This window comes from Streptomyces sp. NBC_01723 (assembly GCF_036246005.1).
Taxonomy (GTDB): Bacteria; Actinomycetota; Actinomycetes; order Streptomycetales; family Streptomycetaceae; genus Streptomyces.
In genome coordinates this window covers 6429268-6449806 of sequence record NZ_CP109171.1, presented here as the reverse complement: position 1 = coordinate 6449806, position 20539 = coordinate 6429268, and the positions used below count along the sequence as shown (strand labels likewise).

Annotated in this window: 14 protein-coding genes; 3 read left to right on the top strand and 11 right to left on the bottom strand. The window is 69.5% G+C overall.

Annotated elements, in window-relative coordinates; translation table 11 throughout:
- The first annotated feature begins 190 nt into the window (after positions 1-190).
- Positions 191-1279 carry an LCP family protein gene (locus OIE75_RS30335; protein WP_307015645.1) on the top strand — a complete coding sequence of 363 codons (1089 nt, stop codon included), beginning with the start codon at positions 191-193 and terminating at the stop codon, positions 1277-1279.
- Between the two features lie 57 nt (positions 1280-1336).
- Here OIE75_RS30335 and OIE75_RS30330 read toward each other — a convergent pair whose 3' ends face one another.
- Positions 1337-2461 (bottom strand): hypothetical protein, encoded by a 1125-nt coding sequence (locus tag OIE75_RS30330; protein ID WP_329472836.1) that lies wholly within the window; start codon positions 2459-2461, stop codon positions 1337-1339.
- 119 nt (positions 2462-2580) lie between these two features.
- Complete coding sequence (locus OIE75_RS30325) at positions 2581-3603, bottom strand: hypothetical protein (protein ID WP_329472835.1); 1023 nt, start codon at positions 3601-3603, stop codon at positions 2581-2583.
- A gap of 81 nt (positions 3604-3684) precedes the next feature.
- Between OIE75_RS30325 and OIE75_RS30320 the strand changes: the two genes are divergently transcribed.
- A complete protein-coding gene (locus tag OIE75_RS30320) occupies positions 3685-4065 on the top strand; it encodes an NTP pyrophosphohydrolase (RefSeq protein ID WP_329472834.1) in 381 nt (126 codons plus the stop codon).
- Positions 4066-4122: 57 nt separating this feature from the next.
- Here OIE75_RS30320 and OIE75_RS30315 read toward each other — a convergent pair whose 3' ends face one another.
- The 9 genes from OIE75_RS30315 to ngcE form a co-directional block, all read right to left on the bottom strand.
- Positions 4123-5628 (bottom strand): amino acid permease, encoded by a 1506-nt coding sequence (locus OIE75_RS30315; protein ID WP_307015641.1) that lies wholly within the window; start codon positions 5626-5628, stop codon positions 4123-4125.
- A 151-nt stretch (positions 5629-5779) separates the two neighbouring features.
- Complete coding sequence (gene dxs, locus OIE75_RS30310; RefSeq protein WP_307015640.1) at positions 5780-7708, bottom strand: 1-deoxy-D-xylulose-5-phosphate synthase; 1929 nt, start codon at positions 7706-7708, stop codon at positions 5780-5782.
- Between the two features lie 267 nt (positions 7709-7975).
- Positions 7976-9268 (bottom strand): sugar ABC transporter permease, encoded by a 1293-nt coding sequence (locus tag OIE75_RS30305; protein WP_307015639.1) that lies wholly within the window; start codon positions 9266-9268, stop codon positions 7976-7978.
- Positions 9265-10056: an ATP-binding cassette domain-containing protein gene (locus tag OIE75_RS30300; RefSeq protein WP_064730313.1), complete on the bottom strand. Its 792-nt coding sequence runs from the start codon at positions 10054-10056 to the stop codon at positions 9265-9267. Before OIE75_RS30300 ends, OIE75_RS30305 begins: the two co-directional genes overlap by 4 nt.
- A gap of 160 nt (positions 10057-10216) precedes the next feature.
- On the bottom strand, positions 10217-11317 hold the full coding sequence (locus OIE75_RS30295; RefSeq protein ID WP_307018182.1) for an ABC transporter substrate-binding protein: 1101 nt from the start codon (positions 11315-11317) through the stop codon (positions 10217-10219).
- 133 nt (positions 11318-11450) lie between these two features.
- Entirely contained in the window at positions 11451-12662 is a 1212-nt protein-coding gene (locus OIE75_RS30290) for an ROK family transcriptional regulator (protein WP_307018180.1), read from the bottom strand.
- A gap of 204 nt (positions 12663-12866) precedes the next feature.
- Entirely contained in the window at positions 12867-13790 is a 924-nt protein-coding gene (locus OIE75_RS30285) for a carbohydrate ABC transporter permease (protein ID WP_064730310.1), read from the bottom strand.
- Positions 13791-13793: 3 nt separating this feature from the next.
- The gene (locus OIE75_RS30280) at positions 13794-14720 is read right to left on the bottom strand and encodes a carbohydrate ABC transporter permease (protein ID WP_064730309.1); all 927 of its coding nucleotides are present in this window, start codon (positions 14718-14720) and stop codon (positions 13794-13796) included.
- An 85-nt stretch (positions 14721-14805) separates the two neighbouring features.
- The gene (gene ngcE, locus OIE75_RS30275) at positions 14806-16254 is read right to left on the bottom strand and encodes an N-acetylglucosamine/diacetylchitobiose ABC transporter substrate-binding protein (protein WP_307015638.1); all 1449 of its coding nucleotides are present in this window, start codon (positions 16252-16254) and stop codon (positions 14806-14808) included.
- Positions 16255-16670: 416 nt separating this feature from the next.
- On the opposite strand from ngcE, the gene OIE75_RS30270 reads away from it, so the two are divergent.
- Positions 16671-20477, top strand: coding sequence for a GH92 family glycosyl hydrolase (locus tag OIE75_RS30270; RefSeq protein WP_329472833.1), 3807 nt, complete (start codon positions 16671-16673; stop codon positions 20475-20477).
- Positions 20478-20539: the final 62 nt, after the last annotated feature.

The following is a 20539-nucleotide window of genomic DNA, read 5'->3' as shown; positions in this document are numbered from 1 at the left end:
TAAGGCTGGTCAAGGGGAGTTAATGTGGCGTACATCGCTGTTACCCGCTATGGTTCCCCGCTCGTAAAATGACTGGGCGTGAGCACATATAGTGCTCGCACTGACACGACCGCCCAGCGGGCCGGCCTCCCCCCACCCGGGCCCTGCGACTCCGCCACCGCGGAGCCCGTGAGGAGAGGAACCCACCACCATGACGCACAGCGCCACCACGGAGCCTCGGCGTACCCGCCGGGCCGCGCCGGACGGCGGTCGCCGCGCGCCACGCCGCCGCAGACGCTGGGGACGGATCGTCCTGCTGTCGCTCGTCGTGCTCCTGCTCGCCCTCGGCGGCACCGGCTACTGGCTCTACAGCGGCCTGAACGGGAACATCGACGGGGTCGACCTGGACAAGGCCCTCGGTACCGAACGTCCGGAGAAGCTGCCGACGTCGGGACAGAACCTGCTGGTCCTCGGCTCGGACTCGCGCGCCGGCGACAACGCCTCGCTCGGCACCGGCAAGGTCGCCGGGGCCCGTTCGGACACCGCCCTGGTGGTGCACATACCCGAGGGCCGCAAGCAGGCCGTCGCCGTGAGCATCCCGCGCGACACCCTGGTCACCCGCCCCGAGTGCGAGAAGTCCGACGGCTCCGCCCTGCCGGAGGCGAAGCGCGTGATGTTCAACTCCGTGTACTCGCAGGCCGGACCGGCCTGCGTGGTCAAGACCGTGGAGAAGATGTCCGGCGTCCGCATGGACCACTACATGGAGATCGACTTCGCCGGGTTCAAGGGCCTGGTCGACGCCATCGGCGGGGTGCCCGTCACCGTCGAGGAGCCCATCAAGGACCCCGCCAGCGGCCTCGACCTGAGCGCCGGCACCCACACCCTGGACGGCACCGAGTCCCTGGCCTTCGTGCGCACCCGGCACGGGGTGGGCGACGGCAGCGACCTCGGCCGCATCGGGCTCCAGCAGCAGTTCCTGATCGCGCTGCTGAGCGAGGTCAAGAAGCAGGACCTGCTGGGCAGCCCCACCAAGACGTACAAGATCGCCGACAGTCTCACCGCCGCGCTCACCACGGACTCCGAACTGGCCTCGCTGACCAGCCTGGCGGACTTCGCGCGCAGCATGAACGGGGTCGACCCGGCCACCATGGAGACGATCATGCTGCCGGTGGCGTACGACAAGACCGACCCGAACCGGGTCGTGGCGGCCGAACCCCAGGCCACCGAGTTGTGGAAGGCCGTCCGGTCGGACTCCGAGATCCCCGAGTCCGCCAAGAAGTCGCCCGCGACGGGCGGCTGATCCCCCGCCAGGACGTCCGCACGGGACGCCTTCAGGACGCCGCGAGGCGTCGGCCGCTCAGGACCCGAGGGTTCGCCAGCGGGTGAGGGTGAGGCCGGTGCCGTCGTCCTGGCGGGCCACCTTCGGGGTGCCGTCCGCCCCGAGCAGCGCCATCACCACGCGCCCGTGTCCGTCGCGTGCCAGGGCCGGTGCGCCCTGGCACGACTCGGCCAGGGCGTACCACCAGAACCCGCCGGTCTCGTTCTCCGTGGCGCCCATGCCGAACAGCGCGGAGCCGTCCCGGGTCCGGTGGGCGAGGACGACGCAGTCGTAGCCGTCCACGGCCGTGCGCAGGGAGGCGTACGGCCGTTCGGCCGGCGATCCGCCCAGTACGGCGGGCCAGTCGCCCTCCCGCCACGCGGCCGCGCCGCCGCTATCGGCGTCGGACCAGAAGTACGTGGATCGGTCCGGCCCGGTCTCCACCGCGGTGACCGTGCCCGGCACCGGGCGCAGGGCGAGGCCCTGGGGGCCGGCGAAGTCGCCGCCCGGTTCGTTCTGGCGCCACAGCAGGACGCCCGACGCGGAGACGGCGCAGACCTCCAGCCGGCCGCCGGACAGCGCGACCGGCGCGGGCGGTCCGTCGATTCCGTTGCCGCGCAGGTCCTCCCAGGCGCGCCACTTGCCGTTCGGCGCCTCGCGGCGCAGTGACAGGCCGCCGTTCGCGTTGCGTACGAAGACGTGCACCGTGCCGTCGGACGCGACCGCCCCCACGGGCACCCCGAGTCCCCGGCCCTCGGCGCCGTCGCGGTGCGGGCTGCCCAGCGAGCGCCACTCGGTGAAGGCCAGTCCGGTCTGGTACTGGATGGCGTGCACGACGTCCACGCCCGGCGCGCCGTCGGACCGCTCGCGCTCCCGGCGGCCCAGGAAGTGGACGTAGGTGTCCGCCCCCTGCACCACCGTCAGGTCGGTCAGCCCCGCGACGGGCACGAAGTGCGGTCCGCTCCAGTCGGGGCCGCCCACGGCCGTCTCCGTCCAGCGCACCAGGCCGCCATCGGCGGGCAGGTAGAGGCTGAGGCGGCCGTCCCTGCCGAGGGTGAGCCAGTCGCCGTGCGGCGGTCCGGCCGCGCCGTCGTGCCCGCGCTCCGCGGTGCCGGGCCCGACCCGGCTGGCGGTGCCGACCGGGGCCGCCGACTTTCTCCGCATGGCCTGCTGCACCTTCCTGAAGCCCGCCGTGTCACGGACAGGGACCGTCGAACGCGGAACATCATATGCCGTTCGTTCACCAGTTCCCCATGCGTCCGTCACCGGGCCGCCGGGCGGCGTCAGACGGCCTGCCACGCCCCCAGCGCCAGCCCCGCCTCGTCCTTCCGCCGGGTGAGGTGGAGCTGCCCGGTGGACGGGGAGAGGGCCGCGGCCACCAGGCGGCCGTCGGCGTCCAGCGCCAGGGAGACCGTCGCGTCGGCCGGCAGCGTGGGGCCCGACTCGGTCCAGGCCGCGCCCATCTCCTCCAGTTCCGAGGGGTACGCGGCGAAGGCGACCCGGCCGCTGCCCGCCGAGCGCTGGGCGACCACCGTGCAGTCGTGACCGTCTATGACACAGCGGACGGCGGACACGGGGCCGGGTCCCGCGGCGGCCACCAGCGGCGTGGGCTTGCCGCCGGGGCGCCAGGCGCACAGCTCACCGGTGCCGTCGTCGGTGTACAGGACGGTGGTGTGCCCGGCGGAGGTCGCGAGCGCGCGCAGGGTGCCCGGGCGGACCGCCGCGTCGAGGCGCTCCCCCAGCACCGGCCGCGCACCCGCCTTGTCCTGACGCCAGTGCAGGATGCCGTCCGGGACGGGCGCGTACACCTCGACCAGACCGGTCTCGGCCGTCGCCGCCGTGGGTGCCTCCTGGACGCCGCGGCCCTTCAGGTCGCGCCAGGGGTCCCAGCCGCCCTTCTCCTTCTGGGCCACCATGCTCAGGCCGCCGCCCCCGTTGCGGACGAAGACGTGGGCGCGCCCCTGGGCGTCGACCGCGACGGCCGGCGTTCCGGTGCGGTCGCCCTGCTTGTTGGGGTGGCCGGCCGGCTCCCAGTCCAGGGGGGCGAGCAGCGGCCGGAAGTGCGTGGTGTGCACGAGTCCGGACCGGTCGGCGCCGGTCGGCCGCCAGGCGACCAGGTGGGCGTAGCCGTCGGGGCCCCTGCCGACCGCGAGGCCGGGGCGCAGGGCCTGGTCGCCGCCGAGGCGTCGCGGGGCCTCCCAGGCGCCCGCGGGCACGCGTTCGGCACGCCAGAGGGCGGCGTCGTCGGTCGGGAGGTACACGCTGAGGCGGCCGTCGCGGCCGAGGAGAAGCCAGTCGCCATTCACCGCATCACTCTAAGCGGGGGGACCGGCTCCGTGTCGATCGGGTGCCGTTCAGGGGCGGCGACCGCGTGCGACCCTGGCCGCATGGACGACGACAACGCACCCCTGTTCGTGATCGTCGACGCCGCAAACGTGGTCGGCTCGGTGCCCGACGGCTGGTGGCGCGACCGGCGCGGGGCCGCGGAGCGCCTGCGGGACCGCCTGGCGGCGGACGGAGTGCCGGGGCACACCGGGCCGGTGGAGATCGTGCTGGTGGTGGAGGGCGCGGCCCGCGGGGTGGAATCCGTCGAGGGCGTGAGGGTCGAGTCGGCGCCCGGCAGCGGGGACGACCACATGGTCGCCCTGGTCGAACGGGCCGCCGGCCACCGCCCCGTCCTGGTGGTGACGGCCGACCGCGAGCTGCGCCGCCGGGTGGCGGAACTGGGCGCGGAGGTGGCGGGGCCTCGGACCGTACGGCCCCGGTGACGGCGAGCGCCCGGTTCCGGAGCAACTCATCCGGGACCGGACGCCGCCTTCGTCCGGCTACTGGCCGGCCGGGGGCGCCGGGGTCTCCTCGCCGCGGGCCAGGCGGCTGTGGTTGCGGCTGTAGAGGAAGTACACGACGACGCCGATGACCATCCAGATGCCGAACCGGACCCAGGTCTCGGCCGGCAGGTTCAGCATCAGCCAGAGCGAGGCGGCCACCGACACGATCGGCAGCACCGGCACCAGCGGGGTGCGGAAGGCGCGCGGCAGGTCCGGGCGGGTGCGGCGCAGGATGATCACGCTGATCGCCACGATGACGAACGCGAACAGCGTGCCGATGTTCACCAGCTCGGCCAGCTCGCTCAGGCTGGTGAAGCCGGCCACGATGGCGATGATCACGCCGAGCAGGATGGTCGGCCGGTACGGGGTCCGGAACTTCGGGTGGACGCGGGAGAAGAAGCGGGGCAGCAGGCCGTCGCGGCTCATCGCGAAGAACACCCGGGTCTGGCCGAGCAGCAGGATCATGCACACCGTGGTCAGGCCGACGGCGGCGCCGAAGCTGATCACGCCGGCGAAGAACGGGTGCCCGGTGGACTTGAAGGCGTCGGCGAGCGGGGCGTCGACGGACAGTTCGCTGTAGTGCTGCATGCCGGTGACGACGATCGAGACGGCGACGTAGAGGGCGGTGCAGATGAACAGCGAGCCGAGGATGCCGCGGGGCATGTCGCGCTGCGGGTTGCGGGTCTCCTCGGCGGCCGTGGCGACGATGTCGAAGCCGATGAAGGCGAAGAAGACGACCGAGGCCGCGGTGAAGATGCCCATGACGCCGAAGTTCGCCGGCGCCCAGCCGAACATCAGCTGGATCAGTGGCGAGTCGAGCCCCGCTCCGGCATCCACCGGCTGCGACTTCGGGACGAAGGGGTCGTAGTTGGAACCCTTGATGAAGAAGGCACCCGCGATGATCACGATGAGGACGACGGTCACCTTGATGGCGACGACGAGCGAGGTGATCCGCGCCGAGAGCTTCATGCCGAGGACGAGGATGCCGGTGAGCACCAGCACCAGGGCGGCGGCGAGGATGTCGAAGCCGAATCCGTCGGCCCCGTCCCGGCCGCCCAGGGTCTCGGGGAACGTCACGCCGGCGTTGTCGAAGAACGAACGGATGTACCCCGACCAGCCGACGGCCACCACCGCCGTGCCCAGCGCGAACTCCAGGACCAGGTCCCAGCCGATGATCCAGGCCGGCAGTTCGCCGAGCGAGGCGTAGGAGAAGGTGTAGGCGGAACCCGCCACCGGGACGGTGGAGGCGAACTCGGCATAGCAGAGTGCGGCGAGCCCGCACACCACACCGGCGACCACGAAGGCCAGGGCCACGGAGGGCCCGGCGTTGTTCTTGGCGACCGTGCCGGTGAGTACGAAGATGCCGGTGCCGATGATGACACCGACGCCGAAGACGGTCAGGTCCAGCGCGGACAGGGATTTCTTGAGCGCGTGCTCCGGTTCCTCCGTGTCCCGGATCGACTGCTCGATCTTCTTGGTCCTGAAAAGACTGCTGTTGCTCACGCGTACCTCCGACGCTTGTCGTCCCCGACATGATCGAGAGGGGGGCGTACTGCGTATGCCCTGGCGTGAGCCGATTCACGCGGATGGGCCGGTTTCACCACCGCAACGAGTGGAGATACCGGCCCATCGGCGCAACAGCACTGGCGTCCCGTCAGTCGCGGGCCGCCTCCACGGCGTCCGCCCCGGCGCCCGCGCGGTCGTACCGGCCGTCGAGCCGGGCGACCAGGCCGGTGACCTGGCGGGCGATGTCGGGCGCGGTGAGCCCGATCTCGGCCAGTACCTCGGCGCGGGAGGCGTGGTCGAGGAAGCGCGGCGGGATGCCGAAGTCGCGCAGCGGCACGTCCACGCCCGCGTCGCGCAGCGCCTGGGCGACGGCGGAGCCGACACCGCCGACGCGCGAGTTGTCCTCGACGGTGACGACCACGCGGTGGCGCTCGGCGAGCGGGGCCATGGCCTCGTCGACGGGCTTGACCCAGCGCGGGTCGACCACGGTGGTGGAGATGCCCTGCTTGTCCAGCAGGTCCGCCACCTCCAGGCACATCGGCGCGAGCGCGCCGACGGAGACCAGCAGGACGTCCGGGGTGTCGGTGCCCGGGGCGCGCAGCACGTCCATGCCGCCGACGCGGCCGACGGCGGGTACGGCGGGGCCGACGGCGCCCTTGGAGAAACGGACCACGGTCGGCGCGTCGTCGACCTCGACGGCCTCGCGCAGCTGGGCGCGGACCTGGTCGGCATCGCGCGGGGCGGCCAGCCGCAGGCCGGGGACGACCTGGAGGATCGACATGTCCCACATGCCGTTGTGGGAGGCGCCGTCGGTGCCGGTGACACCGGCGCGGTCCAGCACGAAGGTGACGCCGCACTTGTGCAGGGCCACGTCCATCAGCACCTGGTCGAAGGCGCGGTTGAGGAAGGTGGCGTACACGGCGAAGACCGGGTGCACCCCGCCGTGGGCGAGGCCGGCCGCGGAGACCGCGCCGTGCTGCTCGGCGATGCCGACGTCGTAGACGCGGTCCGGGAAGGACTTGGCGAACTTGTCGAGGCCGACCGGCTGGAGCATGGCGGCCGTGATGGCGACGACGTCCTCCCGCTCCTCGCCGATCTTCACCATCTCTTCACCGAAGACGCTGGTCCAGTCGGCGCCGGAGGTGGAGATGGGCAGGCCGGTGTCGGGGTGGATCTTGCCGACGGCGTGGAAGCGGTCGGCCTCGTCCTGGAGGGCGGGCTGGTAGCCGCGGCCCTTCTCGGTGAGGCAGTGCACGATGACCGGACCGCCGAAGCGCTTGGCGCGCGTGAGCGCGGACTCCAGGGCCTCCAGGTCGTGGCCGTCGATCGGGCCGACGTACTTCAGGCCGAGATCCTCGAACATGCCCTGCGGGGCGATGAAGTCCTTCAGGCCCTTCTTGGCGCCGTGCAGGGTGTCGTAGAGCGGGCGGCCGACGACCGGGGTGCGCTCCAGGACCTCCTTGGTGCGGGCCAGGAAGCGCTCGTAGCCGTCGGTGGTGCGCAGGGTCGCCAGGTGGTTGGCGAGGCCGCCGATGGTGGGCGCGTAGGAGCGCTCGTTGTCGTTGACGACGATGACGAGGGGGCGGTCCTTGGCGGCGGCGATGTTGTTCAGCGCCTCCCAGGCCATGCCGCCGGTGAGCGCGCCGTCGCCGATGACGGCGACCACGTGGTCGTCGCGGTCGAGGACCTGGTTGGCCTTGGCGATGCCGTCGGCCCAGCCGAGGACCGTGGAGGCGTGGCTGTTCTCGATGACGTCGTGCTCGGACTCGGCCTGCGCGGGGTAGCCGGACAGGCCGCCCTTCATCTTCAGCCTGGAGAAGTCCTGGCGGCCGGTGAGCAGCTTGTGCACGTAGGACTGGTGGCCCGTGTCCCAGAGCACCTTGTCCTTCGGGGAGTCGAAGACGCGGTGCAGGGCGAGGGTGAGTTCCACCACGCCGAGGTTGGGGCCGAGGTGGCCGCCGGTCTTGGACACGGCGTCGACCAGGAAGGTGCGGATCTCCTCTGCCAGGCCGCCCAGCTCTTCCAGGCTGAGCCGGTCCAGATCGCGCGGTCCCGTGATGCGGGTCAGCAGCGGCACCCGTGCCTCCTTGCAGTAGAGCTGTTGCCGGGCCTGCCCGAGTCTAATGTTCCGCCGTGGCGGAACGTGTCCGGGCGGTGCGTCGTACGTCACGCGTTCGGCCTTACCCAGCGGCGGACCGTTCTACGACTGCCCCGCCGGCGGCGGCCGACGCGCACCGTCCCCCGAACGCCACGGCACAACGGTCCGCCCGCCCTCCCGGGGCTCAGCCGGGCGGGCGGGCGGTCGTCGGCCGTACTGGCCGCGCCAGGGGCCTGTGTGGCGCCGCTACGCGCGGCCGGCCGTCTTCTGGGTCTTGCGGGTGACCGCGTCGATGACGACGGTCGCCAGCAGCACGCCACCGGTGATCATGTACTGGACCGGCGAGGCGATGCCCTCCAGGGCGAGGCCGTACTGAATGGAGACGATGACCATCACACCGAGCAGCGCGTCCCAGGTGCGGCCGCGGCCGCCGAAGAGGGACGTGCCGCCGATGACGGCCGCGGCGATGACGTTCATCAGGAACTCACCGGTGCCCGCGCCCTGGTTGGCGGAGGCGATCTTCGAGGCCACGAAGAGGCCGCCGATCGCGGCGAAGGTGCCCGCGATCGCGAAGACCGAGATCCGGATCAGCTCGACGTTGATGCCGGCCCGGCGGGACGCCTCGACGCTGCCGCCGAGCGCGAAGATCTTCCGGCCGTAGGCGGTGCGGCGCAGGACGAAGTCCGTGAGCAGCAGGAAGCCCAGGAAGATCACGACGGCCAGCGGCAGGCCCTTGTACTGGTTGAAGACGATCGCCACGGCGAAGGCCAGCACGGCGAGAAGCACCGTGCGCACGATGATCTCGTTCAGCGGACGGGACGGCACACCGGCGGCGTCCCGGCGGCGGTTGTCGAAGAACGCGCTGAGGAAGTACCCGGCGGTGACGACGATCGCCAGACCGTAGGCGGCGGCCACGTCGCTGAAGTAGTAGCTGGTCAGCTTGACGACCACGCCCTCGGAGTCGAGGTTGATCGTGCCGTTGCTGCCGAGGATCTGCAGCATGAAGCCCTGCCAGAACAGCAGGCCGGCCAGGGTGACGGCGAAGGCCGGGACGCCGATGCGGGCGAAGACGAAGCCGTGGATGGCGCCGGCCGCGGTTCCGGTGAGGATCGCCAGCACCAGGGCGAGTATCTCGTTCATCCCGTGCGTGACGCTGAGCACCGCGAAGGTGGCGCCCGCGACACCGCTGACCGAGCCGACCGACAGGTCGATCTCGCCGAGCAGCAGGACGAAGACGATACCGACGGCGATCATGCCGGTGCCGACCATGGCGACCGACATGTCGGAGAAGTTGCCGGCGGTGAGGAAGTTGGAGTTCAGGCTGGTGAAGATGGCCCAGATGACCAGCAGGCCCACGACGACCGGGATGGACCCGAGGTCACCGGCCTTCATCTTCCGCTTGAACTCGCCGAGGTAGCCGGCGAAGCCCTGCTCGCGCACCAGCAGCCGGGGGTCGACCGCGGCGACCGCGGCGGGGGCCGCGTCGGTGTTCTCCACCGAGCTCTCCTCGGCGGCCGTGGAGGTCTTGTCGATGCTCACTTCTTGATCTCCCCATTGGTGCGCGCCGCACGACGGGTCACGGCGTTCTCCGTGGCGCCCGTGATGGCGGAGATGATCTCTTCCTGGGAGGTCGACTTGACCTCGAAGATGCCGTTGTTGCGCCCGAGGCGCAGGACGGCGACCTTGTCGGCGACCGCCTTGACGTCGGCCATGTTGTGGCTGATGAGGATGACCGCGTGGCCGCGCTCGCGCAGCCGCTCGACGAGGTCGAGGACCTGGGCGGTCTGCTCGACGCCGAGGGCGGCGGTGGGCTCGTCCAGGATGACCAGCTTCGGCTCGCCGAGCATGGAGCGGGCGATCGCCACGACCTGGCGCTGACCGCCGGAGAGCGAGGCGATCGGGATGCGCACGCTGGGGATGCGGATGGACAGCGTGTCCAGCAGCTCGCGGGAGCGGCGCTCCATCTCCACCTCGTCCAGGACGCCGCGCTTGCGCAGCTCCCGGCCCAGGTAGAGGTTGCCGACGACGTCGATGTTGTCGCACAGCGCGAGGTCCTGGTAGACGGTCGCGATGCCGAGGTTCTGGGCGTCGTGCGGCCTGTTGATCGAGACGGACCTGCCGTCCCACTCGATGGCGCCCTCATCGATGGGGTGCACGCCGGCGATCGTCTTGACCAGCGTGGACTTTCCGGCGCCGTTGTCGCCCACCAGGGCGACCACCTCACCGGCGTGGACCTCAAGCTCTACGTCGGTGAGCGCCTGGACGGCACCGAATCGCTTGGAGACCCCGCGCAACGCCAGCACGGGCGTAGCGGACACGTGAACCATCTCCTTCGCCGCCTGACCCGGCGGGAGGTTGTGCAGAAAGGTTGGGGGGAGGGTCCGTCCGGCGCCCCGCGTAGCTTGCGGGGCTGATGAGTGCGGGGCGCCGGAGGAGCTGAGGCGGACGGTCCCGGGCGGCTCAGTCAGCTCGGGACGCGGGTTCCGCTTACTTCAGACCGATCTTGTCGCAGGCGGCCTTGTACTTGCCCGCGCAGATCTCGTCGATCGTGTAGAAGCCGTCCTTGATGACGGTGTCCTTGATGTTGTCCTTGGTCAGCGAGACGACCGGGACGATGACCGCGGGGACGTCCTTGGCGGACTCGCTGTCGACCTTGTCGTTGGCGATGGAGTCGAGCGACTCGCCCTTGGCCAGCTTCACGGCCATCTCGGCCGCGACCTCGGCCTCCTTCGGGTAGGACTTGAAGACGCTCATGTACTGCTCACCGGTGACGATGCGCTGCACACCCGCGAGTTCGGCGTCCTGGCCGGTGACCGGGATGTCGGCGATGCCGGCGGCCTTCAGGGCGGTGATGATGCCGCCCGCCATGCCGTCGTTGGCGGAGTAGACGCCGGCGATCTTGTCCTTGCCGAGGGCGGAGATGGCGCCCTCCATGTTGGCGTTGGCGTTCTCCGGCTTCCACTCCTTGGTGTCGTACTCGCGACCGACCTTCACCTTGCCGTCGAGGGCGGCGTGGGCGCCCTCCTTGAACTGGGCGGCGTTCGGGTCGGTGGACGAGCCGTTCATCATGACGACCTGGCTGTCCTTGGCCTTGTCGCCCAGCGCCTTCAGCAGCGCCTCGCCCTGCGTCTTGCCGACGGTGACGTTGTCGAACGAGGTGTAGGCGTCGATCGGGCCCTCGGCCAGGCGGTCGAAGGCGACGACCTTGATGCCGGCGTCCTTGGCCTTCTTCACCGAGCCGGCGATGGCCTTGTAGTCCACCGCGTCCAGGATCAGCACGTCGACCTTGTTGGTCACCATCGTGTCGACCTGCTGGTTCTGCAGGCTGGCGTCCTGCTTGGCGTTGGCGTAGACGACCTCGCCCTTGTTGTTCGTGAGCTCCTTGACCTTCTTCTCGATCATGGGCTTGTCGAACTTCTCGTAGCGAGCGGTCTGGTTCTCCGGAAGCAGGAGACCGACCTTGATGTCGTCGCCCTTCTTCGCGGCCGAGTCGGACGAGTCGTTGTTGTCGGACTCCGCGGCGCTGCCACAGGCAGCAAGCGAGACGACCATGGCGCCGGCGGCGACGGCAAAGGCGGCACGACGCATACGCGTGTTCACTTCACAAACCTCCCTGACGAGGCCGCGTCGTTGCGGCCGAGGTGGCTGGAAGTCAACTCGGCCGCGCGTACGACGTCAAGAAGTAAATCCTTAACGAGATGACAACGGTGCCATCCGTGCTCTAAGTGAAGGCAGGCGTGGCCGTCGGCAGAGCGCCGGTCGCACTTCCGTCCAAAAGGGTCGAATCACCCATTTCACTGAGCGCGAGGGCGAGGGCCCCGAGCACCTCCGCACGGCCCCCAAGTGCCCCGGGAAGCACCGAGAGTTGACGCGCCGCGCTGGGGATGGCGTACCGCCCGACGGACTCCCTTATCGGGCCGAGCACCAGCTCACCCGCCTCGGCGAGATCGCCGCCGAGGACGACCCGGCTCGGATTGAGCAGGTTGCAGAGGTTGGCGACTCCACTGCCGATGTGGCGGCCGACGTCGGCGATCACCCGACGGCAGCCCGGGTCACCGTCCCGTGCCAGCCGCACGACGCCCTCCATCGTCAGATCGGTGCCGTGGCCGGGCTGGAGGAGCGGAAGCACATAGCGTGCTGCCGCGAAGGTCTCCAGGCAACCCCGGTTTCCGCAACGGCAGACGGGGCCCGCCTCGTCGAGGGTGATATGCCCGATTTCTCCCGCTGTGCCGCCCGGTCCACGGTAGATCTTCCCGTTGATGACCAGGCCCGCGCCGACACCGCTGGCGACCTTGATGTAGGCCAGGTCCCGCACCCCCCGGCCACTCCCCCAGACCAGCTCCCCCAGGGCGCCGAGGTTGGCGTCGTTGTCCACGTGCACCGGCACGCCGAGCCGCCCCCGCAGCTCCTCGGCGGGCCGGGTGCCGCCCCAGCCGGGCAGAATGGCGGTCGAGCCCAGCGTCCCGGACTCCACGTCGATCGGGCCGGGCACGCCGAGACCCACTCCGGCGATCTTGGAGCGGTCGACGCCGGTGGCCGCGACCAACCGGCTGACCAGCTGTTCCGCCCGGTCGAAGCCCTGGTCCGAGGAGGCGTCCACGTCCAGTGGCTCGGCCTCCTCGGCGAGGACCTGATGGGCCAGGTTCCCGATCGCGACGCGCAGGTGGGTGTGGCCGAAGTCCACACCGATGACGATGCCGGCGTCCCCGCTCAGCGAGACGCTGCGGGCCCGCCTGCCGCCCGCCGACGTGGGCGTGACCTCGACGGTCCCGCCCTCCCTCAGCTCCCGGACGATGTTCGAGACGGTCGCCGCGGACAGGCCCGTCGTCCTCGCGATCTCCGCCTGCGTGAGCGAACCGGCGAGCCGTACCGCTCGTACGACCCGTTCCAGGTTGGCTCGGTGCAGCGACGACTGCGACCCCGGAGTCTCCACGACGACCTCCTGCGCGCGGGGCCGCTTCGATGAGGCCCCGTCCATGTCCAACTAGTGAACTCTAAGCTGAGCCGTTCGGGTCGCCTCCCGTCAAGAGGTTGAACCGCATCAGGGCCCCCCACGGGTGCGTGGCCGCACACACGCGCGTGCCGCCCCCGGCCTTCGGGAGCGGCACGCGCGAGCACGCCGGCGAGCGCCGGGGCGCTATTTCAAGGCGCCCGCGGTGAGTCCCTGGACCACCTGGCGCTGGAAGATGATGTAGGCCGCCAGCACCGGCAGCATGGCCATCACCAGTCCCGCGAACAGGCCCGACCAGTCGCCCTTGTACCCCTGGCTGACCGCGAGCTGCACCAGGCCCTGGGTGAGGACGTGCTTGTCCGGGTCCGTGTTGAGCACGGTCGGCAGCATGTACTGGTTCCACTGGCCCAGGAAGTTGAAGATCCCCACGCTGATCAGGCCGGGCTTGGCCATCGGCAGCATGACCTGGAAGAACGTCCTGGTGTGCGAGGCCCCGTCCACGAACGCCGCCTCCGCCACCGAGCTGGGCAGGGTCCGGAAGAAGGCGGTCAGGAAGAACACCGTGAAGGGCAGCGAGTAGGCGATGTAGACCAGGATCAGCCCGTGGATGGTGTTCAGCAGGCCCATGTTGTCCACGACGTAGAACAGCGGGACCAGCGCGAGCATGATCGGGAAGCTCATGCCGCCGATGAACAAGTAATAGATGAACCGGTTGCCCGGGAAGTCGAACCGGGCCAGCACATAGGCCGCCATGGAGCCCAGCACGAGGGTGCCGACGAGCGAACCGCCCACCACCATGACGGTGTTGAGGAAGTAGTCGCTCATGTGCGCCTGGGACCAGGCCCGCGACCAGTTGTCGAAGTTCAGCTTGGTGGGCAGCGACCAGGGCGAGCCGAAGATGGAGGCGTCGTCCTTGAAGGACGTCATCACCGCCCACACCAGCGGCATGCCGACCATGATCGCCCAGATGACCAGGACGCCGTGGGAGAAGACGTTGAGGGCGGTGCCCTCCTTCTTCCCCTTGCGGAGTCCGCCGGGCGCGGCCTCGGTCTTCAGGACGGGCGCGCCGGACTCGGCCGGCACGGGGGCGGGGGTCTCGGTCGTCTTCATTGCTCAGTACTCCAGCCGCTCGCGCCGGCCCAGCTTCATCACGAGGGCCGCGAAGGCCAGCGTGACGAGGAGCAGGGCGACGCCGATGGTGGTGGCGTAGGCGGCCTGACCGTCCCGGAACGCCTTCTGGTACACGTACAGGACCGTCACGGTGGTCGAGTAGTCGGGTCCGCCGGGCCCGGTCGTCATGATCTGCACGACCGCGAACGACTCGGCGCCGAGCGCGAGGATGCCCATGTAGACCCAGCCGGACTGCACGGTGTCCCACAGCAGCGGCAGGGTGACCTTGAAGAAGGTCGTGAAGCGGTTCGCCCCGTCCAGCAGCGCGGCCTCGTACAGCTCCGCCGGGATGGAGGCCATGCCCGCCGAGAAGAGGACCACGAAGAAGCCGACGGTGGACCAGACGAGCACCGCCATCACGCACCACAGCGCGAGGTTCGGGTCGCCGAGCCACAGGGGCTGCACGGAGTCCAGGCCGATCCCGCGCAGCAGGGAGTTGACCGCGCCGCTGTCCGGGTTGTAGGCGAACTGGAACAGCAGGGCGACGATCGCGATGGACAGCACCTGCGGGAAGAAGTAGACGATCTTGTAGAAGCCGGAACCGCGGACACCGGTGATCACCGGGCCGCCCTTCCGCTTCCGCCCGCCCACGTTGATCATGAAGGAGAAGAAGAGCGCCAGGCCGAGCGTCACCAGCGGCACCAGCAGGGCGAACAACACGCTGTGCCACAACGACTTCCAGAAGATGTCGTCGTCGAGCATCCGCGAGTAGTTGTCGAAACCGACCATCTTGAACTCGGGACTCAGCCCGGTCCAGTCCGTGAACGAGTAGTAGATGGACTGGATGAACGGCCAGACGACGAAGAGCGTGTACAGCCCCAGGGGTACCGCCAGGAACCCCACGATGAACCGGTACTTGCCGTGCTGCATTGCTACCGACCCCGATCTGAGCGCGGGTGGCGCCGCCAGGGCCCGTCCGGCGCGACGGCGCCGGACAGGCCCTGGTGACGCTTCCTCACTGGTGCTTGTAGTGCTTGATCGACGAGTCCTTGGCGGCGTCGTCGGCGAAGCCCTGGATCTTCTTGATGGTCTCGGCCGGAGTCATCCGGCCCGCCATCATCTCGCCCAGGCAGCCGACGCCGATCTTCTCCTTCTGGAGCTGCACGTACCAGTCCTGCATCCGCGGGTTCACCACGTTGCTGCCGGCCAGCTCCAGCGCCGCTACGCCGGACTTCAGGCCCGGGGTCAGCTCGATGCCGTCGGTGCCGCCGTTGTAGGCGCTGAGCGACTTCACCTTGCTGGTGAAGTTCTTCGAGGAGGCCTCGCTGAGCATGATGCGCAGCTGCTCCATGCCGCCGGCGCCGTTGGCCGCCTTGGCCGGGACGATGAAGGGCTCGCCGCCGGAGGCCCACATCGTGCCGAAGGGCATCTTGTCGCTGTCGTCGATGCCGGGCGGGGCGGACACCGCGAGGTCGAAGTCGGCGGGGATGACCTTGGCCGACTCGTTCTCCACCCAGGAGCCGTTGGGGATGAACAGGGCCTTGCCCTTGGCCCAGGCGGTCTGCGACTGGATGTGGTCCAGGCCGGGGGTGCCCTTGAGGATGTAGCCCTTCTTGTACAGCTCGTACCAGGCCTCGAAGACCGTCTTGACCGCCGGGTGCTTCCAGGCGTTCGGCTCCAGGTTGTCGATGGCGTCCAGCACCTCGACACCGCCGACCTTGGCGATCATCGGGGACATCGAGAAGGGGATGTAGTACGGGTACTTGCCCGCGTACGTCCAGCCCGCCATGCCCTTCTTCTTGGCCTTCTCGCAGACCGCGAGCATCTCGTCCCAGGTCTTCGGGTACTCCGCGTCCAGCGAGTCGAGCGCCTTCTGCGAGTACCAGTTCCCGTAGACCGTGTACGCGTAGTACAGGATCCAGACCGGCTCGCCGTCGAACTGGCCCATCTCCACGATGCCGGGGCGCAGCGTGTCGCGGACCTTCTTGTTCGGGTCGTCGTAGGACGGGGCGTCGAGGAGCGGGGTGAGGTCGGCGAGCTGCTTCTTGCCGACCAGGACGCCCATGTCCATCTGCTCGGCGCCGGAGTTGTCGACGAGGTCGGGCGGGTTGCCGCCGTTGAAGCGCGGCTGGAGGGTCGACTGGATCTTCTGGGTGGCGGAGAACTTCACCTTGGCCTTCGGGAAGGCCTTCTCGTACAGCTTCACGGCGTCCTCGGCGTACTCCTTGCCGAAGCCGCCGTCGAAGAGGACGAATTCCATCTGGGCGCTGTCGTTGACCGCGAGAGGGTTCTTCGCGGACTTCTCGCCCGCCTTGGCCTTCTCCTGGTCGTCCCCGCCGCCGCTCGCACAGGCGGAGAGGAAGCTCATGGTCGGTACGGAGATCAGGCCGAGCGCGGCGGACCGCTTGATCAGATCGCGGCGGCCGACGCCCGTACCGTTGTTCTCGGCGGAAGTGGATCCCATGCTCAAGTCCTCGCCTTCTAACAGGACTCAGGCGGTGAACCGGATCCTCCCCGGCACCGCGATCGGGTCACGCTGGGTCGTGCGGGAAACGCTGGTACTGCTCTGCTGAGAAGTGCTGCTCGGGCGCTTGGGCGGTTCCCCTTCACGGTTCCCCCCGTATCCCCCGGTGGGCGACAGGTATAGTCCACTTCCCGCCAGCGGATCAAGATCGAAAGCAAGGTTGGCGGTACGTCTTTTCCGAGTTGAGACCTCCCGGAAATATGAGTGGCCTGTGCGCGCCATGCCGTAAGAATCCCTGGCATAAGCCCCGAACGCCACATCCAACACCCTTGACATCACATGCCACTTGACCCCTACTGGTCCTTGCGCAGCAGAATTGACAACGTTGTCCCACGCGCAGGGAGGGTGGCCAGGACATGGAATACAGAGTTCGGCACAGATGGGGTCCGGCGGTCGTACTGACGACCGCCTTCGCTTTGGCGGTGGGTTCACAGGGGGCGGCGGTCGCGCTGCCGCAGGCTCCGGCCGGAGCCGACCGGGAGTTCGCGTCCTCGTTCGAGGCGGACGACCCGGCTCCGGACTGGCTCAACACCGTGGACACCGGCGCGGACGGCGGCAAGCGGTCCTCCGGTGTGGACGGCGGGTACACCACCGGCATACCGGGCAACGTCACCGACCACGTGACCGGCGTGCGGGCCAGCGCCGAGAACACGAACGGCGGGGAGGTCAAGGAGAACCTCGTCGACGGCGAGCCGGGCACCAAGTGGCTGACCTTCGAGAAGACGGGCTGGGTCGAGTTCGACCTGGACAAGTCGACGAAGATCGCCAAGTACGCCCTCACCTCGGCCAACGACCACGACGAACGCGACCCGGTGGACTGGACGCTGAAGGGCTCGGCGGACGGCGAGACCTGGCAGACCCTGGACACCCGCTCCGGCGAGTCCTTCGGCGAGCGCTTCCAGACCAAGACGTACGACCTCGCCGAGGCCGTCGAGTACCAGCACTTCCGGCTGGAGATCACCAAGAACAACGGCGCGGGCGACGCCCTCCAGCTCGCCGACTTCCAGCTGTCCACCGGCGCCGGCGACACCCCGGTGCCCGAGGACATGCTCTCCCTGGTCGACCGCGGCCCGACCGGGTCGCCGACCGCGAAGTCGGGCGCGGGCTTCACCGGCACGCACGCCCTGCGCTACGCGGGCCGCCACACCGCGGACGGCCGGGGCTACTCGTACAACAAGGTCTTCGACGTCAATGTGAAGGTCGACCGCCGCAGCGAGCTGTCGTACAAGATCTTCCCCTCCATGGCCGACGGCGACCTCGACTACGACGCCACGAACGTCTCCGTCGACCTCGTCTTCACCGACGGCACCCACCTGAGTGACCTCAAGGCCACCGACCAGCACGGGTTCCCGCTGACTCCGCGCGGTCAGGGCGACGCCAAGATCCTCTACGTCAACCAGTGGAACAGCGTCGAGTCGGGCATCGGCTCGGTCGCGGCCGGCAAGACCGTCGACCGGATCCTGGTGGCGTACGACTCCCCCAAGGGCCCGGCGAAGTTCCGCGGCTGGCTGGACGACGTGAAGATCGAGCGGGCCGCGTACGAGCGCCCGAAGGCCCACCTCTCCGACCACGCGCTCACCACCCGCGGCACCAACTCCAGCGGCAGCTTCTCGCGCGGCAACAACTTCCCGGCGACCGCGGTACCGCACGGCTTCAACTTCTGGACGCCGGTGACCAACGCCGGATCGCTCAGCTGGCTCTACGAGTACGCGCGCGGCAACAACGCGGACAACCTGCCCACCCTCCAGGCGTTCAGCGCGAGCCACGAGCCGAGCCCGTGGATGGGCGACCGGCAGACCTTCCAGGTGATGCCCTCGGCCGCGTCCGGCACCCCGGACACCGGCCGCGACGCCCGCGAGCTGGCCTTCCGGCACGAGAACGAGACCGCCCGCCCGTACTACTACGGCGTGCGGTTCGAGAACGGCCTCAAGGCCGAGGTGACGCCGACCGACCACGCGGCGATGATGCGCTTCACCTACCCCGGTGACGACGCGAGCGTGATCTTCGACAACGTCACCGACCAGGCCGGCCTCACCCTGGACAAGGAGAACGGCACCTTCTCCGGCTACTCGGACGTCAAGTCCGGGCTGTCCACCGGTGCCACCCGCCTCTTCGTCCACGGCGAGTTCGACAGCAAGGTCACCGGCGGCGACTCCAGCGGCGTCAAGGGCCACCTGCGCTTCGACGCGGGCAAGGACCGCACCGTGACGCTGCGCATCGCCACCTCGCTGATCAGTGTCGAGCAGGCGAAGGACAACCTGCGCCAGGAGATCCCCGCGCGCGCCTCCTTCGACAAGGTCAAGCGCGACGCCCAGAAGCAGTGGGACGAGGTCCTCGGCAAGGTCGAGGTCGAGGGCGCCACGCAGGACCAGCTGACCTCGCTGTACTCCAGCCTCTACCGGCTGTACCTGTACCCGAACGCCGGCCACGAGAAGGTCGACGGCACGTACAAGTACGCCTCCCCCTTCTCCAAGGCGGTCAAGGAGGACACCCCGACGGAGACCGGCGCCAAGATCGTCGACGGCAAGGTCTACGTCAACAACGGCTTCTGGGACACGTACCGGACCACCTGGCCCGCGTACTCCTTCCTGACCCCGTCCAAGGCGGGTGAGCTGGTCGACGGCTTCGTGCAGCACTACAAGGACGGCGGCTGGACCTCCCGCTGGTCCTCGCCCGGCTACGCGGACCTGATGACCGGCACCTCGTCCGACGTTGCCTTCGCGGACGCCTACGTCAAGGGTGTCGACTTCGACGGGAAGGCGGCCTACGACGCGGCCGTCAAGAACGCCACCGTGGTGCCCCCGTCCTCGGGCGTGGGCCGCAAGGGCATGGAGACCTCGCCCTTCCTCGGCTACACCAGCTCCGAGACGCACGAGGGACTGTCGTGGGCGCTGGAGGGCTACCTCAACGACTACGGCATCGCGAAGATGGGCGAGAAGCTCTACAAGGAGACCGGCGAGAAGCGGTACAAGGAGGAGTCGGCGTACTTCCTCAACCGCGCGCAGGACTACGTGAACCTCTTCGACTCGAAGGCCGGCTTCTTCCAGGGCAAGGACGCCAAGGGCGACTGGCGCGTCGACTCCGAGAAGTACGACCCGCGCGTGTGGGGCTACGACTACACGGAGACCAACGGCTGGGGCTACGCCTTCACCGCCCCGCAGGACAGCCGCGGCCTCGCCAACCTCTACGGCGGCCGCAAGGGTCTCGGCGACAAGCTCGACGAGTACCTCGCCACCCCCGAGACGGCCTCCCCGGAGTTCAAGGGCTCCTACGGCGGTGTCATCCACGAGATGACCGAGGCGCGGGACGTCCGGATGGGCATGTACGGGCACTCCAACCAGGTCGCCCACCACGCCCTGTACATGTACGACGCGGCCGGGCAGCCGTACAAGACGCAGAAGAACGTCCGCGAGGTGCTCCAGCGCCTGTACACCGGCAGTGACATCGGCCAGGGCTACCACGGTGACGAGGACAACGGCGAGCAGTCGGCCTGGTTCCTCTTCTCCTCGCTCGGCTTCTACCCGCTGGTGATGGGCAGTGGCGAATACGCCATCGGCTCCCCGCAGTTCACCAAGGCGACGGTCCACCTGGAGAACGGCCGCAAGCTGGTCGTCAAGGCCCCGAAGAACAGCACGAAGAACGTCTACGTGCAGGGGCTGAAGGTCAACGGCAAGCGCTGGAACTCCACTTCACTCCCCCACTCGGTGATCGCCAAGGGCGGGGTCCTGGAGTTCGACATGGGCGCCAAGGCGTCCTCGTGGGGCACGGGCAAGAACGCGGCCCCGCCGTCGGTCACCCAGGACGACGAGGTGCCGGCCCCGCGCGCGGACGCCGTCACCGGTGAGGGAGCCCTGTTCGACAACACCTCGGCGACGGACGCGAGCGTGACGTCGGTGGACCTGCCGGTCTCCGCCAAGGGCGTGAAGGCGGCCCAGTACACGCTGACTTCGTCGGCGGACCACGCGAAGGCACCGGCCGGCTGGAAGCTCCAGGGCTCGGCCGACGGCACGACCTGGCGGACGCTGGACCAGCGCTCCGGTGAGTCCTTCGCCTGGGACCGGCAGACCCGGGCGTTCTCGGTGAAGTCACCGGGCACGTACGCGAAGTACCGGCTGGTCCTGGATGGCGAGCACACGCTGGCGGAGGTGGAGCTGCTGTCGTGAACCCGACGGTGAGCGTGGGATGAAGTCGCGGGGTACGCCGGGTGACCGGCGTACCCCGCAAA